Annotated in this window: 17 protein-coding genes; 3 read left to right on the plus strand and 14 right to left on the minus strand. The window is 70.2% G+C overall.

The window, feature by feature from the left end:
* Window positions 1-98: 98 nt before the first annotated feature.
* From ACSYGN_RS06435 to fucO, 6 genes are all read right to left on the minus strand, one after another.
* Window positions 99-911, minus strand: a complete 813-nt coding sequence (locus ACSYGN_RS06435; protein ID WP_460392738.1) for a class II aldolase/adducin family protein — start codon at window positions 909-911, stop codon at window positions 99-101.
* Window positions 908-2401: a rhamnulokinase gene (locus ACSYGN_RS06440; RefSeq protein WP_460392740.1), complete on the minus strand. Its 1494-nt coding sequence runs from the start codon at window positions 2399-2401 to the stop codon at window positions 908-910. The genes ACSYGN_RS06435 and ACSYGN_RS06440 overlap by 4 nt, the downstream gene beginning before the upstream one ends.
* Window position 2402: 1 nt before the next feature.
* Entirely contained in the window at window positions 2403-3578 is a 1176-nt protein-coding gene (rhaI, locus tag ACSYGN_RS06445) for an L-rhamnose isomerase (protein WP_460392742.1), read from the minus strand.
* A 36-nt stretch (window positions 3579-3614) separates the two neighbouring features.
* Window positions 3615-3974 carry an L-rhamnose mutarotase gene (locus tag ACSYGN_RS06450; protein ID WP_460392744.1) on the minus strand — a complete coding sequence of 120 codons (360 nt, stop codon included), beginning with the start codon at window positions 3972-3974 and terminating at the stop codon, window positions 3615-3617.
* Window position 3975: 1 nt separating this feature from the next.
* On the minus strand, window positions 3976-5325 hold the full coding sequence (locus ACSYGN_RS06455; RefSeq protein ID WP_460392746.1) for an MFS transporter: 1350 nt from the start codon (window positions 5323-5325) through the stop codon (window positions 3976-3978).
* Between the two features lie 175 nt (window positions 5326-5500).
* On the minus strand, window positions 5501-6649 hold the full coding sequence (gene fucO, locus ACSYGN_RS06460) for a lactaldehyde reductase (RefSeq protein ID WP_460392748.1): 1149 nt from the start codon (window positions 6647-6649) through the stop codon (window positions 5501-5503).
* A gap of 183 nt (window positions 6650-6832) precedes the next feature.
* On the opposite strand from fucO, the gene ACSYGN_RS06465 reads away from it, so the two are divergent.
* Window positions 6833-7330: an ABC transporter ATP-binding protein gene (locus tag ACSYGN_RS06465; protein ID WP_460392750.1), complete on the plus strand. Its 498-nt coding sequence runs from the start codon at window positions 6833-6835 to the stop codon at window positions 7328-7330.
* Here the strand turns inward: ACSYGN_RS06465 and ACSYGN_RS06470 are convergent.
* The 7 genes from ACSYGN_RS06470 to ACSYGN_RS06500 all read right to left on the minus strand — a co-directional run bounded on the left by ACSYGN_RS06470 (window position 7299) and on the right by ACSYGN_RS06500 (window position 16740).
* Complete coding sequence (locus tag ACSYGN_RS06470) at window positions 7299-9452, minus strand: discoidin domain-containing protein (protein ID WP_460392752.1); 2154 nt, start codon at window positions 9450-9452, stop codon at window positions 7299-7301. The genes ACSYGN_RS06465 and ACSYGN_RS06470 overlap by 32 nt on opposite strands.
* A 119-nt stretch (window positions 9453-9571) precedes the next feature.
* Window positions 9572-11155, minus strand: coding sequence for a glycoside hydrolase family 13 protein (locus tag ACSYGN_RS06475; RefSeq protein ID WP_460392754.1), 1584 nt, complete (start codon window positions 11153-11155; stop codon window positions 9572-9574).
* A gap of 88 nt (window positions 11156-11243) precedes the next feature.
* Window positions 11244-12122 (minus strand): carbohydrate ABC transporter permease, encoded by an 879-nt coding sequence (locus ACSYGN_RS06480; protein ID WP_460392756.1) that lies wholly within the window; start codon window positions 12120-12122, stop codon window positions 11244-11246.
* Window positions 12119-13078 carry a carbohydrate ABC transporter permease gene (locus tag ACSYGN_RS06485; protein ID WP_460392758.1) on the minus strand — a complete coding sequence of 320 codons (960 nt, stop codon included), beginning with the start codon at window positions 13076-13078 and terminating at the stop codon, window positions 12119-12121. The genes ACSYGN_RS06480 and ACSYGN_RS06485 overlap by 4 nt, the downstream gene beginning before the upstream one ends.
* A gap of 5 nt (window positions 13079-13083) precedes the next feature.
* Window positions 13084-14433: an ABC transporter substrate-binding protein gene (locus tag ACSYGN_RS06490; protein WP_460392760.1), complete on the minus strand. Its 1350-nt coding sequence runs from the start codon at window positions 14431-14433 to the stop codon at window positions 13084-13086.
* A gap of 225 nt (window positions 14434-14658) precedes the next feature.
* The gene (locus tag ACSYGN_RS06495) at window positions 14659-15657 is read right to left on the minus strand and encodes a LacI family DNA-binding transcriptional regulator (protein ID WP_460392763.1); all 999 of its coding nucleotides are present in this window, start codon (window positions 15655-15657) and stop codon (window positions 14659-14661) included.
* A 390-nt stretch (window positions 15658-16047) separates the two neighbouring features.
* The gene (locus ACSYGN_RS06500; protein WP_460392765.1) at window positions 16048-16740 is read right to left on the minus strand and encodes an MmyB family transcriptional regulator; all 693 of its coding nucleotides are present in this window, start codon (window positions 16738-16740) and stop codon (window positions 16048-16050) included.
* A gap of 223 nt (window positions 16741-16963) precedes the next feature.
* Here ACSYGN_RS06500 and ACSYGN_RS06505 point away from each other — a divergent pair, with 223 nt between their 5' ends.
* Window positions 16964-17617: a helix-turn-helix domain-containing protein gene (locus ACSYGN_RS06505; RefSeq protein ID WP_460392767.1), complete on the plus strand. Its 654-nt coding sequence runs from the start codon at window positions 16964-16966 to the stop codon at window positions 17615-17617.
* A gap of 41 nt (window positions 17618-17658) precedes the next feature.
* Window positions 17659-18189, plus strand: coding sequence for a toxin-antitoxin system, toxin component (locus ACSYGN_RS06510; protein WP_460403260.1), 531 nt, complete (start codon window positions 17659-17661; stop codon window positions 18187-18189).
* Between the two features lie 88 nt (window positions 18190-18277).
* Here ACSYGN_RS06510 and ACSYGN_RS06515 read toward each other — a convergent pair whose 3' ends face one another.
* Complete coding sequence (locus ACSYGN_RS06515) at window positions 18278-19303, minus strand: alpha/beta fold hydrolase (RefSeq protein WP_460392769.1); 1026 nt, start codon at window positions 19301-19303, stop codon at window positions 18278-18280.
* Window positions 19304-19446 lie beyond the last annotated feature (143 nt).

Consider the following 19446-nt stretch of genomic DNA (forward strand, 5'->3'; position numbering starts at 1 on the left):
CCCGGACGGAGCCGCCGAACCCGGACGCCCGCCCCGGGCCGGCCGGGACGGGCGTTCTTCAGTACGGGTGACAGGGCTTCCGCGCAGGAACCGCGGCGTCAGTACAGCGTCGTCTTGACGTCGAACGCCTCGATGACGGCGCGCAGTTCGTCGTCGGTCAGGCCCTGGCTCGGCGAGCCGGTCTGGGTGTTGAGGGCCTCGTACATCGCACCGGTCTCGGCGTACTCGATGAGGTCGACGGCCTTGAGGGGACCGTCGTCGGAGCGGGCCAGCAGGCCGTGCTTGGCCCAGACGACGATGCGGGCCTCGCGCAGCCCCGCGACCGACGACTCCTGGAGCTTCTTGGAGCCGGGGACCATGAACTCCAGGAAGCCGACGCCCTCGGGGAGCTGGACGACGGTCTCCGGCTCCCAGCGCAGGATCTGCCGGGAGAACTTCACCGAGTCGGCCGGGCCGTGGTGGCTGAGCGCGACCAGGTAGGGCGGCTGGGCGTGCACCACGGCGTGCGGGTCGGTCAGGCCACGGCTGCCGATCTGGTCGTTGTGCACGGCCAGGTGCGAGTTGAACTCGCTGGTGGGGCGGGCGTAAGCCCGGTTGTCCGCGGAGCGCAGGGTCGCCGAGCCGTCGGCGGCGATGCTGACGGCGGCGACCGCCGCGGTGGGGACGGCCGCGATGTCGCGCAGCCGCTGGCCCGAGCCGGTGACCAGGACCGTCCACCCGAGGAGCGCGGGGGCGGGACCGGGCAGCTCGAACGCCTCTGCGTTCGGGAACGTCTCGGCGAGGTCGGCGGGGGTCGGCAGGGCGACGGAGATGTTCCCGGCGCCGGCCTCGCAGGCGTGGATGGTGTCGAGCCGGACACCGGCCTTGCCCATCTCATCGAGGATGGCGCGGACGGGGCGAGGGGTGGTCATGGCATGGCCTTTCGAGCGAGGGGGGAGCTGGGGTCGGGGGTGTAGGTGGTGACGGGGTGGGAGGCGGCGACGACGTCGCGCAGCGCGTCGAGTCCTCCGGTGAGCACGCCGAGGGCGCGGGCCTGGACGAGGGCGTTGCCGAGGGCGGTCCCCTCGGCCGGGCCCGCGTGCACGACCAGGCCGGTGGCGTCGGCGGTGGCCTGGCAGAGCAGGTGGTTGCGCGAGCCGCCACCGACGATGCGTATGGCGTCGACCGGGGTGGCGGACAGTTCGGCGGCCTCGCGCACGGCCGTGGCGTAGGACAGGGCGAGGGAGTCGACGATGCAGCGCACCGTCTGGCCCTGTGTCTGCGGGGCAGGCCCGCCGGCGCGGGAGACGGCCTCGGCGATCCGGCGCGGCATGCCGCCGGGGGCGAGGAACGCGTCGTCGTCGGCCCGTACGAGCGCGGCGCCGACGGGCTCGACGGCCGCTGCCGCCAGCAGGGCGGGCAGCTCGGCCATATCACCGGCGGCGGCCCACTCGCGCTGGCACTCCGACAGCAGCCACAGGCCGGCGACATTGCGCAGATAGCGCACCGTGCCGTCGACACCGAGTTCGTTGGTGAAGTTCGCGTCGCGGCTGTCGGGGCTGAGGATCGGCGCGTCCAGTTCGAGCCCGACCAGCGACCAGGTGCCGGACGAGATGAACACCGTGCCGCGGCGCAGCCCGGGCACCGCGGCCACCGCCGAGGCGGTGTCGTGGGAGCCGACGGCGATCACGGGCGTCCCGGGAACGAGCCCGGTGGCCGCGGCGATCGCCTCGGTCACCGGGCCGACGACGGTGCCCGGCTCGACGAGGTCGCCGAGCAGGTCCTTGTCGATGCCGAGCGCGTCGAGCACGCGTGGCGACCAGGAGCGGGTGGCCGCGTCGAGCATGCCGGTGGTAGAGGCGTTGGTGAGCTCGGTGACGGCGACACCGGTCAGGGCGTGCGCGATCAGGTCGGGCATCAGGAGCAGCCGCTCGGCGTGGGTCGGCCGGTCGCGGCCGGGCACCTGGTCGCCGGGGGCGAGCCCGGCGGCCTCGGCGGCGAGCTGGTAGACGGTGTTGAACCGCTGGTGCTGGATGCCGGTGATGGCGTACAGCTCATCGGTCCCGATCCGTCGGCCCAGCAGTTCGACCGCCTGCTCTGTGCGCCCGTCGCGGTAGCTGACGGGCGCACCGAGCAGGTTCCCAAAGGCGTCGAGAAGCCCGTAGTCGACGCCCCAGGTGTCTATGCCGACCGAGTGCACCGGGCCGGTCGCGGCGGCCCGGCGCAGTCCCTCGACGACGCCCGCGAGCAGGGCCTCGAAGTCCCACACGAGGTAACCGCCGGCGTCGGTCGCCCCGTTGGGGAAGCGGTGCGCCTCGGTGGCGGTGAGGCCGCCGGGGCCGACCTCGATGGCCATCACCCGCCCCGAGGTGGCTCCGAGGTCGACGGCGGCGACCCGCGCCGTGGCCGTCGCGGTGGTCATCTCAGGCACCCCAGCCGGCCTGCGTGCCGCCCACGCGCTCGTCGGCCACCTTCTTCTCGTACCCCGAGGCACGGAACGCGGCCAGCGGGTCGCCGTCGCGGCCCTGTGCCTCGCGGAGTTCGGCGAGCGCCGGGCGCACATCGGTGTGGTAGGCGTCCATCAGCACGCCGTTGGCGGCGATGACGTCCCCGGTGCGCTGCGCCTCGGTCAGTGCCTCGGTGTCGACCAGCAGCGCCTTGGCCGTGGCTTCCTGCACGTTCATCACCGAGCGGATCTGGCCCTGGATCTTGGACTCGATGTTGTGGCACTGGTCGAGCATGAAGTTCACGCCGGACGCCGGGGCCAGGGCACCGGCCTTCACGATCTCGTGCATGATCCTGAAGAGCTGGAACGGGTCCGCGGCACCGACCATGAGGTCGTCGTCGGCGTAGAAGCGGGAGTTGAAGTCGAACGCGCCCAGGCGTCCGGCGCGCAGCAGCTGCATGACGATGAACTCGATGTTGGTGCCGGGGGCGTGGTGTCCGGTGTCGAGCACGACCTTGGCGCGCTCCCCCAGGGCCAGGCAGTGCAGCAGCGAGGTGCCCCAGTCGGGGATGTCGGTGGCGTAGAACGCCGGCTCGAAGAACTTGTACTCGATCAGCAGCCTCTCGTCGTCGGCCATCGCCGCGTAGATCTGCCGGAGCGACTCGGCCAGGCGCTCCTGGCGCGCGGCCAGGTCGTCCTGGCCCGGGTAGTTGAGGCCGTCGGGCAGCCACAGCTTGAGCTCCTTGGAGCCCGTGGCGTGCATGACGTCCAGGCACTGGAGGTGGTGGCGCACGGCCTTGGCCCGGACGGCCGGATCGGGGTTGGTCAGCGAGCCGAGCTTGTAGTCGTCGTCCTGGAACAGGTTGGAGTTGATGACGGAGATCGCCACGCCCTCGTCACGGGCGTGCTCAGCGAGTGCGGTGTAGTCGTCCACCAGGTCCCACGGGATGTGCAGTGACACCCGGGGGGTGATGCCCGTGTAGTGGTGGACCTGCGCGGCGTCGGAGATCTTCTCGTACGGGTCGCGCGGGGTGCCCGGGGTGGCGAACACCTTGAACCGGGTGCCGGAGTTGCCGAACGCCCAGGACGGCAGCTCGACCGTCTGCTCGCGCAGCGCCTGCTGCACGGCGGGGGTGAAGGTGGCGGTGGTCATGACTGGTCCTCTCAGGCGGACAATTGGGGGGGCGTCTCAGGCGGACGGTTGGGGGGTCGTCGGCAGCCCGGCCGCGATGAGCTGGGCGTCAAGACTGAAGATCTCGGGCAGCACCCGCATGCCCTCGTCGGGGGCGCCGTCGGCGGCGAACAGCCGCGACATGGCCTCCTGCCAGCGGGCGTTGACCTCGGTGGCGGCCATCCGCTCCTGGGCGGCGGCGTAGGAGTCGACGTCCACGACTCCTACCAGCAGCCCATCGTCGGACAGGTGCAGGGTGTAGTCGCGCCATCCGGTGTCCCGCAGCGCCCGGAGCATCTCCGGCCACACCTCGGCGTGGGCTTTCCGGTAGACGTCCAGGTGCCGGGGGTCGACCTGGGAGACGAAGCAGACGCGCATCTCAGACCACCGCGTCCGGCGTGGCGTCGTCGGCCAGGGCGGGGACGGTGAGTTCGGCGTCCAGGTCGCCGTAGCGCTCGAACTCGATCTCCTTGAGGGACTTGCCCTCGGTGTCCGGCGCCCATACCAGGCCCACGACCAGGCCGACCAGCAGGAGGCTCATCATCAGCGCGCCCACGAAGCGCACGCCGCTGTCGGCCAGCAGCGTCGGCATGACGTAGGAGATCAGACCGCAGGCGATGCGGACGCCGAAGAACAGCACGCCCTGGGCGGAGGAGCGGTAGACGGTGGCGAACAGCTCGGCGGTCCACAGGGCGTAGAAGGCCTGGGCACCGATGCCTGCGGAGACGCCCCAGATGACGGCGAAGGCGATGAGCACGGGCATGGAGCCCGGTGCGAAGGCGAGCAGGGCGCAGGCCACGACGGCCATCACGGCGCCGATCCCGTACAGCGTCCGGCGCGGCATGCGGTCGCCGAACTTCATGAAGCCCCAGAAGGTGGCCGCGACCGTCAGGCCCCAGACCAGGACCTGGAGCAGGTTCTGCTCGACGGCGGACGTCACACCCGCGGTGTCGTAGATACGGGGCATGAAGATGCCCGCCTGGCTGGCCCACAGGTTCCACAGGCCGTAGACGAGGAACAGGAACACCAGCGCCCTGACGTTCTGCTTGAGCGAGAGCAGTTCCCGCAGCCCGCGCCGTTTGCGGCCTGCGGCGACCTGCTTCTCGTTGGACTCCTTCCAGACGTCCGACTCGGACAGCCCACGGCGCACCCACCAGGTGACGAACGCGATGACGAAGAGGTGCGCGAAGATGATCCGCGAGCCGAGCAGCCCCAGCGGGACGAGCGCGGTGGCCAGGGCGAAGCCGATGAACGGGCCGATGGACCAGGCGAGCTGAGCCGTGCCGACGTGCTTGGCACGTTCCTCGGTGGGTGCCTCCTCGGCGATGTACGTCCAGGCCACCGGGACACCGGCGCCGACCGCGATACCCGTCAGCACGATGCCGGTGAACAGCATCCAGGTCGCACCGGCGAAGACCACCAGCAGCGTGCCGAGCATGTACAGGATGAGGTCGTAGGTGTAGATGAACTTCCGGCCGTAGCGGTCGCCCAGCGGGCCGCCGATCATGGCGCCGATGGCGGCGCCGAACGCGTTCGCCGAGATCGCGGCGGCCAGTCCGACGGCCGTGTTCGACAGCCCGAACCGGTCCTGCCACAGCGACAGGGACGTCGCCAGGGCGATGATCGATCCGGCCTCGATGTAGTTGGACATGGCCACGGCGATGGTCGCCTTGTAGCCGGACAGGGATCTCCGTCCTGTCGCGGGGGCACTACCACTCTGCAGATCCATCTCAAGCCTCTTTGCTTGGGTGAGATGCGGGGCAAAAATGAAACGATTCAATTCGCTTCGAAGAGTCTAACCCCGTGCGCCGGGGGGCGTTTCAGGGGTCGGTCGGGTCGTACGAGGTCGGTCACGGCCTGCCGGTCAGGGCGTGCCAGTCACGGCGTGCCGCAGGGGGCGGCGCTCAGTAGAGCGAGCGGTACAGCGCCTCGATCTCCTCGACCGTGGCCGGGCGCGGGTTACCGCCCGCGCAGACGTCGTCGTAGGCGGCTCGGGCCAGAGCCGGCAGGTCCTCCTCCCGGGCGCCGATCTCGCGCAGCGTGGTGGGGTTGCCCAGGTCGCGGGTCAGGGCGGCGACGGCCTCGACCGCGGCGACACGGGCCTTGTCCAGGTCCCCCTCGGCGACGTCGACGCCGAACGCGGCGGCGATGTCGCGGTACTTCTCACCCGTGGCGTCGGAGTTGAACTTCATGACCGGCGCCAGCAGGATGCCGTTGGCCACCCCGTGCGGGGCCGAGTAGAACGCCCCGAGCGGGTGAGCCATGGCGTGCACCAGGCCCAGGCCCACGTTCGAGTAACCCATCCCGGCCACGTACTGGGCCAGGGCCATACGGTCCGTCGCGGCCGGGTCGCCGTCGGCCGCGGCGGCGAGCGAGGCGGCGATGACCTGGATGGCCTTGAGGTGGAACAGGTCGGACAGCTCCCAGGCGCCCTTGGTGACATATCCCTCGATGGCGTGGGTGAGGGCGTCCAGGCCGGTGGCGACCTTCAGCGCACGGGGCGCGGTGGCGATCATCTCGGGGTCGACGATCGCGAGGACCGGGATGTCGTGCGGGTCCACGCACACGAACTTGCGCTGGCGCTCGGTGTCGGTGATGACGTAGTTGATCGTCGTCTCGGAGGCCGTGCCCGCGGTGGTGGGGACGGCGACGATGGGCACGGACGGGTTCTTCGTCGCGGCGACGCCCTCCAGGGAGCGCACGTCGGAGAACTCGGGGTTGGCGGTGACGATGCCGATCGCCTTGCAGGTGTCCTGCGGAGAGCCGCCGCCGATCGCGACCAGCACATCGGCGCCGGCGGCGGCGAACGCGGCCACGCCGTTCTTGACGTTCTCGATCGGCGGGTTGGGCGCCACGTCGCTGAAGACCTCGTACGGGAAGCCCGCGTCGTCGAGCAGGCCGGTGACCCGGGCCGTGACGCCGGTGTCCACCAGCACCTGGTCGGAGACGACCAGCGCCTTGGTGAAGCCGCGGGCGGCCAGCTCGCCGGGGATCTCCTTGATCGCCCCGGGGCCGAAGTACGCGGTCTGGTTCCAGATCATTCGCTGTGCCACGCCAGAACTCCTCGGATCGATTCGGATTGAATCGTTTCATTACGTGGCTCAAACCATAACGGCGACGGCTTTGCGGCGCAGGGTCGGAAGTCCCGACTTGGCAGGACCGGTGGTACTTGACGGCGGGGGCACGGGCGACGACGCTGCGCCACCCCTTCGCCCCGCCAGTGATCGACAACGGGCGTGATAGGGCTAGGAGCCAGGCCACGGACCCCAGGCTCAGGGCTCGTCGAGCAGGCTCCGGGCCACGTCGGGGCGTATCCGTGGCAGCTTTCCGGCGGTATGCAGCAGCGGGTGGCGATCGCGCGGGCGCTGGCGTACGAGCCCCATGTGCTGCTGATGGACGAGCCGTTCGCGGCGGTGGACGCGCAGACCCGGGCCGATCTGGAGGATCTGGTGCGGCGGCTGTGGCGGGAGCGGCGGATGACCATCCTGTTCGTCACGCACGACATCGACGAAGCTGTGTATCTGGGTGAGCGGGTGGTCGTGCTGTCCGCCTCGCCGACCGTCGTGCAGGAGCAGCTGAAGGTCGATCTGGCGGACGAGCGCGACCAGTTGCACACCCGTGTCGCCCCGCGCTTCGCCGAGGTGCGGACCTATGTCTACGAGCAGATCCAGGAGGCGAAGCGCGGGGCACCTCAGGTCCGGCTCACGACGTCAGATACGCCTCCACCTCACTGAACTGGCCTGCCGGCCAGCCGTTGTTGGCGCTCACGGCCAGCCGCAGATACCGCAGGTCGGTGCTGCCGGGCAGCGCCACGGTGACCGTGTTGCCGCCGGCCGGGTCGAAGCGGTAGCCCGCCGATGCCACGACCGTGCTGTAGGACGAGCCGTTGGTGCTGCCGGACACCGTGACGGTCTGGGTACGGGCACCCCAGGACGGCGGCAGCTTCAGCACCAGCCGGCGCACGGTGTAGGAGGCGCCGAGGTCGACCGTCAGGGCTTGCGGGAAAGCGTTGTTGGTGGACTCCCAGTAGGTGTTCGCGTTGCCGTCGACCGCCTTGCCGGGGGCGTAGCCGTCCTGGGAGCCCGTCGCGGTGGCCGACTGTCCCTTGGCGAGGTTGCGGCCCGGGTCGGGGGCGGGGTTGCCCTGGCTGGGCTGCGGCCAGGTGGAGCAGTCCGACCAGGTGGTGTTCAGGCCGGAGTTGCCGCCGCCGTCGGTGAGGGTGAAGCTGCCGGAGCCCGCGGGGTAGACGCAGTTGTAGACGCCCGCCGAACCGGTGCCGGTGGCCTGCACGTTGGTGAACTTGGCGCTGCCCGGGGCCTCGGCCTGGACGACAACCGTACCGGTGTTGCGTACGGTCGCGCCGGTGACGTTGACGTTGTCGGTGCGGTAGCCGTGCCCGCCGCCGGAGACGAACTCGAAGGCGCTGTAAGGGCTGTCGGTGATCGTGGTGTTGGTGATGTCGACCGTGGCGTTGACGGCGCCGTCGAAGGAATCGACGCGCAGGGCGCCCATGGGGTGGTTCCAGTTGGGGTTGATCGCGCCGGTGCGGACCAGAGTGTTGCCGTCGACGGTGATGGTGCCGGAGAGCGGGCTGAAGGGGTCGAGGAACTTCTGGTTGGAGATCGCGATGCCGCTGCCGAGGGCGTTGGTGTCGGAGATCAGGTTGTTCTTGACCGAGATGTTCGTTCCGCCGTAGATGGCTATGCCGTTGGCGAGGTTTGGCTGCGAGATGGTGTTGTTCTCGAAGCTGCTGTCGGTGTCCGGCGCGTGCAGCGACCACATGGCGAGCGAGTCGTCGCCCTGGTTGCGGAGGAAGTTGTTGCGGACCCGGACGCCCTTGGCGGTCCCGTTGAGGTTCAGGCCGTCGGCGGTGGTGTCGAGGATGCGGTTGTTCTCGACGACAAGGTTGTCGTCGTTGCCCACCAGCCAGAAGCCGCACTTCATGTGCTGGATCCACATGCCGGAGACCGAACTGTTCGGCCCCAGGCTGCCGTTGACGAAGTTGTCGGGGTTGGAGTCGACGCGCTCGGTGACCTCTCCGACGACCGCGAAGTTCTTGATGTGGACGTTGCCGGAGGAGCTGGTCTGGTCGATGAACCGGGAGGTGTGCACCACCGAGTACCAGTTGCCCGCGCCCAGGAGGGTGACGTTCTGGACGCCGTTCAGGGAGGAGGTGATCCGGTAGTCACCCGGCGGGATCCACACCGTGCCGCCCTGGGCGGCGGAGATGGCGTCGCGGAACGCCTGGGTGGAGTCGCCCGAGCCGGACGGGTCGGCGCCCTTGGAGACGACGGAGACCGAACCGGCGGGCTGGGAGGCGGCGCCCGCGACCTGCTCGAAGTCGGCGACGTCGACGGTCACCTGGACGTTGGTGGCCTGGAAGGCGACCTTGTCGCCGGCCTGGAGGTTCTGGCCGAGCAGCAGCCGGGAGTTGTCGAAGAAGTGGTGGCTCTTCGAGCCGGTGATCCAGCTCGTGTCGATGTAGCTGTACTTGGAGGTGACGGCCGGCGTCTTGCTGATCTTCGTGCCGTTGACGTACACGTCCAGCGAGCCGGACTGGCCGTCGGGGACGCTGTAGGACAGGTTCACCGCGTTGGCCGCGCTCGGCACGGTGAACTCCACCCGCTGCCCGGAGGTGAGCCGGACGGCCTGGCGCCCGGACGCCTCCGAGGCGAGGGTGCCCTGGGTGTAGTCGGGGCCGATCCTGGTGCCGGTGGTGGTGGCGGACTCGGCCTCGACGGAGGTGAAGGGGAGGCTGGCACCGGCGGCTGCGTGGGCCGTGTCGGTGCCGAGGGTCACGAGCATGCCTGCCGCGAGGGCGACGCTCGCGCCGATCGGGACGAGCTTGGAGGGCATGCGCCTGACAGCTCTGTGGGAGGTGCTGGGAGGGTTGATGTGGGGGGTGCCGTGCATGTTGCTGAACCCTTCATGTGGGGGGAGGGTGCTGGGATGGCAGGCGGCCAGGGCCCTAGGACTCAGGTACGCAGCCACACCGCCGTGTCCTGCGGCAGCCGTCCCCGGTCGTCCAGGGGACCGCTGCCGAGCAGGAGTTCGGAGTGCGCGGGAAGCTCGGCCGCCGTGTCGGCCAGGTTCACCACGCAGATCGTGCCGGGCGCCCGGGTGAAGGCGAGGACGCCGTCGGGGGCGGGCAGCCAGGTCAGCGGGCCGTCGCCGAAACCGGCCCGCAGGCGGATCGCCGTGCTGTAGAGGGCGAGCATGGAGCCCGCGTCCTCGCGCTGGAGGTCCATGGCGTACGACGCCCAGTCCTCCGGCTGCGGCAGCCACGGCTCCGCGCGCGAGCCGAAACCGGCGTACGGCTCCCGCGCCGCCCAGGGCAGCGGGACCCGGCAGCCGTCGCGGCCGGGGTCGGTGCCGCCGGAGCGGAAGTGCATCGGGTCCTCGATGCGGTCGCGCGGGATCTCCGCCTCGGGCAGGCCCAGTTCCTCGCCCTGGTAGACATAGACCGCGCCGGGCAGCGCCAGCGACAGCAGGGCGGCGGCGCGGGCCCGCCGGGTGCCGAGGGCCAGGTCGGTGGGGGTGCCGAAGACCTTGGTGGCGAAGTCGAAGCCGGTGTCCTCGCGGCCGTAGCGGGTGACGGTGCGGGTGACGTCGTGGTTGCACAGCACCCAGGTGGCGGGGGCGTTCACCGGGGTGTGCTCGGCGAGCGTCTCGTCGATCGACGCGCGCAGCCGCCGGGCGTCCCAGGGGCAGGACAGGAACGCGAAGTTGAAGGCGGTGTGCAGTTCGTCGGGGCGCAGATAGCGGGTGAAGCGCTCGGTGTCCGGCAGCCACACCTCGCCCACGAAGACGGCGCCGTACTCGTCGGCGATACGGCGCCAGGCGCGGTAGACGTCGTGCAGCTCGTCGCGGTCGACATAGGGGTGCGGGTCGCGGCCCTCGGTGAAGTCGGGCAGCTCTGGGTCCTTGGCCAGGAGGGCCGCGGAGTCGATGCGGACACCGGCGACACCGCGCTCGAACCAGAAGCGCAGGATGTCCTCGTGCTCCTGACGGACCGCGGGGTGCGCCCAGTTGAGGTCGGGCTGCTCGGGGGCGAACAGATGGAGGTACCAGTCGCCCTCCGCGGTGCGCGTCCAGGCGGGGCCGCCGAACTCGGACGTCCAGTCGTTGGGCGGGAGTTCGCCGTGCGCGCCGCGGCCGGGGCGGAAGTGGAACAGGGCGCGTTCGGCGCCGCCCGCCAGAGCCGCGCGGAACCAGGGGTGCTGGTCGGAGACGTGGTTGGGCACGATGTCGACGATCGCGCGGATGCCCAGTTCCCGTGCCTCGGCGATGAGTTTCTCGGCCTCGGCGAGCGTGCCGAACGCGGGATCGATGGCACGGTAGTCGGCGACGTCGTAGCCACCGTCTTTCATCGGCGAAAGGTACCACGGGTTGAACCACAGGGCGTCGACACCGAGTTCGGCGAGATACGGCAGCCGGGCCCGGACTCCCGCGAGGTCGCCGGTGCCGTCCCCGTCGCCGTCGGCGAAGCTGCGGACGTACACCTGGTAGATGACGGCGGACCGCCACCACTCGTGCCGGACATGGGTGGGCTGTCCCACGGTGGGTGCCTTTCTTGTTGGTCGGACCGGCGTTTCGTCAGTCGGCAGGAACTCCGGGGCGAGTGCGGCGGATCAGGCCGGACGGGCCCTACCCCTTGGTCGCCCCCGCCCCGATCCCCGCGATGATGTGCCGCTGGAAGACCAGGAACAGGGCGACCATGGGAATGCTGGCGATCACCATCGCGGCGATGAGCACGGTGAGCTGGATGTTCTGGGAGAGCTGCACCAGGGCCACGCTGATCGGCTGTTTCGCGGTGTCGGAGAAGACCATCAGCGGCCACAGGAAGTCCTGCCACACGGCGACCAGCGCGAAGATCGACACAACGCCCAGCACCGGCCGCGACATCGGCAGCACGATCGACCACAGCGTGCGCAGCCTCCCGGCGCCGTCGATCTCTGCGGCTTCCAGGACATCGCGCGGCAACTGGTCGAAGAACCGCTTGAGCAGATACAGGTTGAAGGCGTTGGCGACGGCGGGGAGCCAGATGGCGAGGGGGTCGCCCAGCAGACTGGTGTGCAGCAGCGGCAGATCGGCGACGGTCAGGTACTTGGGTACGACGAGGGCCTGGGCCGGGACCATCAGGGTGGCCAGGATGCCGCCGAGGATCACCTTGCCGAACGCGGGCTTCAGCCGGGACAGGGCGTAGGCGGCGGCCGTGCAGAACACCAGCTGGAACGCCCAGGCGCCGGCGGCCTGCACCACGGTGTTCCACAGGTGGTGCGGCAGTTCCATCAGGTCCCAGGCGTCGGTGTAGCCGCTGAGGTGCCAGTGCTCGGGGACGAGGGTGGGCGGGGTCTTCGCCACCTCGTCCGGGGACTTCATCGCGCCGGTCACCATCCAGTACACCGGGAAGAGGAAGGCGAGCGCGAACAGCACGACGACCGTGGTGAAGACGGTCCAGTAGATCGCCTTGCCGCGTGGGCGGGCGAGGGCCGACGGGGAGACCAGGGTGCGGGTCGCGCTCATGCGTCGTCCTCTCCGGAGCTGGTCAGGCGCAGATAGACCGCGGAGAACACGCCGAGCAGCACGAGGAGCATCACGCTCAGGGCGCAGGCGCCGCCGAAGTCGTTGTAGAGGAAGGCGTACTTGTAGATCAGGTAGAGGACGGTGACCGTGGCGTTCTCGGGGCCGCCGCCGGTGATGACGAACGGCTCGGTGAAGACCTGCATCGTCGCGATGATCTGAAGGAGCATCAGCATGAGAACGACGAAGCGGGTCTGAGGGATCGTCACGTGGCGGATGCGTTGCAGCAGATTGGCGCCGTCGAGCTCCGCGGCCTCGTACAGCTCGCCGGGGATGGACTGGAGGGCGGCGAGGTAGATCAGCACGGTGCCGCCGAGATTGGCCCAGGTGGCCACGATCACCAGGGAGACGAGGGCGGTGTCGGTGCCGTTGGACCAGTTCGAGGTGGGCAGGTGCAGAAAGCGCAGCGCCTCGTTGGCGAGGCCCGCCCCGGGGTCGTAGAACCACTTCCACAGCAGGGCGCTGACCACCGGCGGGATCATCACCGGCAGATAGACGACGACCCGGAAGAACGCCTTCGCGTGCCGGAGTTCGTTGAGGACCAGGGCCAGCACGAAGGGGATCGCGAACCCGATGAGGAGGGCCAGCACCGTGAAGGTGAAGGTGTTGCGCCAGGCCGCGGCGAACTCCGGGTCGTGCCAGACGCGGGTGAAGTTGGCGGTGCCGACCCATTCGGGGGACGAGCCGGGCGTGTACTTCTGGAAGGCGATGACGACGGCGCGGATCGCCGGGTACCAGGAGAACAGCGCGAAGCAGAGCACGCCGCCGAGCAGGAAGGCGTAGGCCCGGGCCTGGTCGGCGAGGCGGCGCCGCCTCCGGTCCCCTGCCGGGGACGGCGCCTGCACCGGTCGCGACGCGATCGCCTCTGCGGGGCGGCGCGCGGCGATGGTCTTGGTCATGGTGGTCAGCCCCGGCTCAGGATGCCGTCGATCTTCCCGGACGCGTCCTTGAGGAGCTGGTCGATGTCGGCGTCCTTCTTGGTGAGGACGGCGGAGACGGCGCCGTCGAGGACGGAGTAGATCTGCTGGGCGTCCGGCGGCTCGATCTTCATCTGGAGCTGCTGATTGCCGTCCAGGAAGGCCTGGTAGTTCTCCACCGGGACATTGGCGTTGGCCTTCTTGACCTGCTGGTCCTTGGTGTCGGCGGCACCGGTGAACAGCCGCGGCTCGGGCAGCCCGACGGGCGCGTTCGCCTTCTTGGCGCGGACGTAGTCACCGAGGAAGCCCTCGCCGGGGGTGAGGAACATGTGGTCGAGCCACTTGAGTCCGGCGCGGATCTGGGCGGGCGTGTCGTGCTTGTTGAACATGTAGCCGTCGCCGCCGATCAGGGTGCCCTTGCCGCCGGGCATCGGTGCCAGGGCCAGGTCCTTGTAGTTCCCGCCCTTCTCCTTGACCAGGATCGGGATGTTGTCGGGCGCGGAGAGATACATGCCGAGCTTGCCCGAACCCATCATCTGCTGGACGTCGTTGATGATGAGGAGCTGCTTGCTGCCCATCGAGTCGTCGGTCCAGCGCATGTCGTGCAGGTTCTGCAGGACGGCGCGGCCCTCGGGGGTGTCGATGGTGGCCTTCTTGCCGTCGGCGCTGACCATGTCGCCGCCCTGGCTGTACATCTCGGCGGTGAAGTGCCAGCCGCCCTGGTTCTGGGCGCTGTAGTCGGCGTATCCGACGGTGCCGTTGCCGAGCGCGGCGATCTTCTTGGCGGCAGCGCGGACCTCGGGCCAGGTGGCCGGCGGCTTGTCGGGGTCGAGTCCGGCCTTCTTGAAGAGCGCGCGGTTGTAGATCAGGCCCATGGAGTAGCCGGTGCGCGGAATGCCGTAGACCTTGCCGCCGACGGTGTAGATGTCGCGGAGCTGCTGCTGGATGGTGGTGTAGCTCTTGAGTTCCTTGAGGTACGGCGTGAGGTCGGCCGCCTGGTTGATGTCGACGACGTGCTTGGCGTCGGTGAAGTACGTGTAGAACACGTCCTCCATCTGGCCGCCGGCGAGTTTGGCGTCGAAGGTCTTCGGGTCCTGGCAGGGGAAGGCGTCGTGGGCGACGACGTCGATGTCGGAGTGCGCCTTCTCGAAGGAGGCGACGTCGGCCTGGAAGAAGCCGCGGTCCACCTTGGCGCTGGTGGGCGGTTCGCAGTTGACGGTGATACGGGTCTTGCCGCTCGCGGTGTCGTCGTCGCTGGAACCGCACGCGGTGGCGCTGAGCGCGAGGGAACAGACGCCGATCGCGGCAAAGGTGCGGGCGAGCCCGGTGCTTCTCATCGGTGGACCCCTTCGGACCGGAACAGGGAAGGCCCACAGCGGCGGTCGGCGCGCGCACACCACCGTGTCGGCGCCGCCACTCAAGCACCGCCGACATTCGAGCGCAAGATCTCGCGCAGAATCTGTAATTATTGGACAATAGATTGGATCTTCACGACCGCGATCCGGGTGCGGTTTACGCAGAGCCGCACGGCACCCGCCTCTCGCCCGCGGGGCGTCCGTCTGTCACCCCCGGGGTGCCTGCGCGGTCGAGCCCCGTACGACGAGTTCCGGCTCGAACAGCAACTCCTCGGCGGGGACGGCGGCGCCGCCGATCTGCGCGTTCAGCAGCTCCACGGCGGCCCGGCCCATGGCCTCGATGGGCTGCCGGACGGTGGTCAGCGGGGGCTCGGTGCAGTTCATGAACGCGGAGTCGTCGTATCCCACCACGGACACCTCTGACGGCACGTCACAACCCCTGCGGCGGGCGGCCCTTATGGCGCCGAGGGCGAGCGGGTCGCTGGCGCAGATGATACCGGTGACACCGCGGTCGATCAGCCGGGCGGCGGCCGCGTGCCCGCCCTCGATGGAGAACATGGCCCGCGCCACGTACTCCTCGGGCAACTCTCCGGCGATCGCCCGCGCCGCCGCAAGTTTGCGGGCGGAGGGCACATGGTCGCCGGGGCCGAGGACCAGGCCGATCCGCTCGTGCCCGAGCGAGGCCAGATGGCGCCAGGCCTGCTGGACGGCCACCGCGTCGTCGCAGGACACGGCGGGGAAGCCCAGCCGTGCGAAGGCGGCGTTGACCAGCACGACCGGGATCTTGCGGTCGGCGAGCAGCCGGTAGTGGTCGTGGGGCGCGTCGGCCTGGGCGTAGAGCCCGCCGGCGAAGACCACACCGGAGACCTGCTGCTGGAGCAGCAGCGAGACATAGTCCGCCTCGGAGACCCCGCCCTTGGTCTGGGTGCACAGCACCGGGGTCAGCCCGAGCTGGGCGAGGGCGCCGCCGATGACCTCGGCGAAGGCCGGGAAGATCGGGTTCTGGAGCTCGGGCAGCACGAGTCCCACGAGCCGGGCGCGTTCGCCGCGCAGCTGCGTGGGCCGTTCGTAGCCGAGTACGTCGAGGGCGGACAGCACCGCCTGCCGGGTGGCTTCGGAGACACCGGGCTTACCGTTGAGAACCCGGCTGACCGTGGCCTCGCTGACCCCGACCTTCTTCGCCACTTCCGCAAGTCGTCGCGTCATGTACGCAAGCGTAGCGCAAGAAATGCAAACGGCTTGCGTAATGGTCCGAGGACATTCGACCACGGTGAACGGAGTTGTGCCCGGCGCCGCCGGCGACCTGAACGCCGACGGAGCCGGGCCGGAGGGTGGCAGAAGGGACGGGGCGTCCGCCCCGCGACCGCTCCCTGCCGAAGCGGCGTCGTGTTCAGGCGGGCCGGGCGGGCGAGCGCCGGTGGCGGGGGGTGTGACGGCACCGGGCGACCCGGTGGAGCCGCGGCGGCCGGGGGCAGGGTGAGGGACGGACGGCCCGGCGCCCCTCATGGCGTCTGCACCTGTTCCACTTGCCCCAGGTCCCCCACACGTCCCATGGGCCCCAGTAGGCCCATGGACCGGATCTGCCCCCACCCACGCCTATGCCTCCCGGACGGGCCGGCTGTCGCTGCCCGGGTCGGGAACCACACTGAGGTGATGCGCACCGCGCCGCCGCGCCGGACGGCGTCGCACGGTCTGGGCGCGCCGCTTGTCGCGCAGCACCAGGGTCAGACGCGTGTACCCCATGTCCTGAAGGGTCTTGGGGGTCTCGATGACGAGCCGGCACTCCATGGCGCCGCGGCGCGGATCCGGGTGCAGCAGCGACCGTACGGCACCGTCGTGCTGGACGGCGGCCTCGCCGACGGCGCGGATCCAGTGGGGCAGCCCCTGCCGGTAGGCGGCGTCCATGATGGGGTCCAGGCCGATCTCCCGGCGGATCGCCTGGAGCGCGTGATCGTGCCCGGAGTGCTCCAGCGCCGTCCTGAACTCGGCGAGCATGGGCAGGCACCAGCTCGACTCGTGGTCGCCGAGGACGTCGGCCGCGTCGGGGTGGAAGAGGACGAACCTGAGGAAGTTGTCGCCCGGCATGGCCGTCGGATGGGGCCCGACCCCGCGGAACAGCGACTCGAACGCACTGTTGGTGAGGACGACGTCCCAGCGGTGGTCCATGACGACGGACGGGTGGGGGACAGCCTCCAGCAGCGTGGCGTAGTCCTGGAGATACGCCTGGGCACCATGGCCCTGGGGGACGGGCCGCGGTGCGGACCGCTGCCCTCCTGCCTGGTATGCCATCGGGAGGTCACCCCTCTTGCCTATGCGGCCTTCACGCGGCGCCTTGATCCTGCGGCCCGGAGCGTTGTCATGTCAACTATCGTGGCATTTCACGTTCGTTGACGGCTGGAAATGGCCACAGTTGTGGCGAGACCTGGATGTGAGTTCGAACCAACCGCTACTCTCCGGGAAGTTCACAGCGACCGTTTGTGAGAAGCCTGTGAGAGACGTAGGAGATCTGTCGGTGACGGATGGCTTCGAGGTTCCGGGCGCCACGGCGACCGCTCAGCTGTCGGCCGTCGTCACCCGCGTCACCGCACTCGCGGACCGCCTCGTGATGCCGCACTCCACGGTCTTCGAGGTGGCGAGGCTGTCCGTGGCCTGCGGTGTCCCCGAGCCCGTCGTACGGGCCCTGCTGAGCGGGCGCCCGGCGGGCGAACCGGATGTGCAGGCACGCTTTCTCCAGCGCCTCGGCCTGCTGCGCCGCACCCGGCTGAAGCCCAACGGCCGCAAGTACACCCAGCAGGAGATCGCCGACGGCGCGGGCATGTCCCGGCAGCAGGCGGGTGCGCTGATCAACGGGGACCGGCGGCCCACGATGGAGCACTGCGACGCGCTTCAGCGTTTCTTCCGGGTGCACGCGGGCTTTCTGACGGCGGAGGACCCGGAGGCCCTGGCGGGCGCGCTCCAGCATGTCGAGCAGGAACTGCTCCAGAAGCTGGCGGACCGCGAACGGGCGGTGGAGGCGGCCCTGGATCCGCTGGAGCGGCTGCTCCAGGACCACGGGGTGCGCGGGATCGCGTGGCGGGCCGCGCAGTTGCCCACCGACCAGCACCGCGACAAGGTCGCGGAGTGGCTGGACATGCTTCTGGAGAGCGTCAAGCGCCCTGAGTCGTGATACGGGGGAGAACCGGGAGAACCGTGGGCATCGGTAGGGAAATGCGCCGCCTGTGCGGCGAGTTGGTGTCGGAGCTGACACTCCCGGCCCCGGCACGGCCCGACGAGCTGTACGGCGCGCTGTGCACCGCGATGAGCAGACGCCGCGGCCGCCCCGTCCAGTTCCGTACGGCCGCCTTCCCGCCCGGCACGGCGAGCGGGCTGTGGCTCGACATGGCCGACCAGGATCTGGTGGTCATCGAGCAACGCACGGCGCCGGAGCACCAGTTGGTGATCCTGGGCCATGAACTGTGGCACATGACGGCCGGACACCACGGCCACCATGTGGAGGGCGCCACGGTCACCGGGCGTCTGCTGGACGACGCCGCCGATCTCCAGGCCACCGTGCACCGGGTGGCCGCCCGCACCCGTTTCGACCTCGCGAACGAGAAGGAGGCGGAGAGTTTCGGCCTCCTTCTGGCGAGCAAGTGCCGTACGTGGCTGGCGGGTTCGTCGCTGAGGGGGCCGGTGGCACGGGACGGGGTGGCGGGCCGTATCGAGGCGTCACTGGGGTATCCGGGGCCGCAGGGCTGAAGCCGGGAGCCTGCTCCCGAGCCGCAGGGCTGGAGCGAGCGAGGAGCCTGCTCCGGAGCCGCCGCGACTGCCCGCCGGCCCCTCGCTCTCAGGTGGCGCTCCGCTCGCTGACCTCCAGCAGCTCCCTCTGTACTTCGGGTCCCCCGGCCGCTTCCGTGCGCCGCCCGGCCACCAGCAGCTTCCGCCACCCCTCGCGGCTCCAGTGCGCCGGAGCGGTCTCGTCGACGAACTCCTCGATGAGCCCCACGAACCGCCCGGGATCGACGTGGAACGGGAAGTGCCCGGCCCCCTCGAAGATCTCCAGCCGGCTGCCCGGCATGGCCTCGTGGGCGCCGTACGCGTGCTCCACCGGGACCACACAGTCCCGGTCGCCCCACAGGAGCATGGTCGGCATGCCCTGGGTGAGATAGCAGCGGTCGAGCATCGTGACGACCTGGCCGCGCCAGTCGACGACGGCACGCAGGGTGCGGACGAAAGAGTCGCGGGACCGGGCGTCCGGCAACGCATCGACGACGGTGAGGAGTTCACCGGCGTCGCGTGCGAGGTCCAGACGGAGGAGCTTCATCAGCCCCACCGCGGACCCGACCTGGAAGCGCATCCCGGGCAACTGGAGACTGGACAGCATGAGGTTGGCGCCGGGCAGGGACGCCAGCCGCAGGAGCGGATTGACCTCGCGTCCCACCCCGCCCGCGCTGACGAGCACGAGCCGCTCGGTGCGCTCGGGGAACTGGTAGGCGAACTGCATGGCCACTCCCCCGCCCAGGGAGTGCCCGACCAGCGTCGCAGACTCGATGCCGAGGGTGGTGAGGAGGTCGCGCAGACCGTTGGCGAAGGCGGCCACGGAGTAGTCGGCGCGGGGCTTGTCGGAGGCGCCGTGGCCGAGGAGGTCGGGGGCGATGACCGTGTGGGTGCGGGCGAGGTCGGGGATGAGGTCGGCCCAGGTGGCGGAGGAGTCCCCGATGCCGTGGATGAGGACGAGGGCGGGGCCGGAACCGGCCATCCGGAAGGCGCGGCGGTAGCCGTGGACGAGGCGGTGGCGGACGCGGAGTTCGTCGTCGGGTACGGGGCGCAGTCGCGCGGTGTGCGCCCCCGGTCTCCGGCTGTGGCCGTCCATCACGCGCTTGCCTCCCGTCGGCGGGTTTCCTTGGCCTCCAGGGTAGGGAGGCGGGCTTGCGCGGCATTTCGGCCAGGTTTCGCTGACGCTAAAGGCGTGGCCGGGCGGAGGGTTTTTCGCCCCCGCCGCCCCTTCCCGTCCCG

The sequence above is a fragment of the Streptomyces sp. YIM S03343 genome (assembly GCF_054729195.1).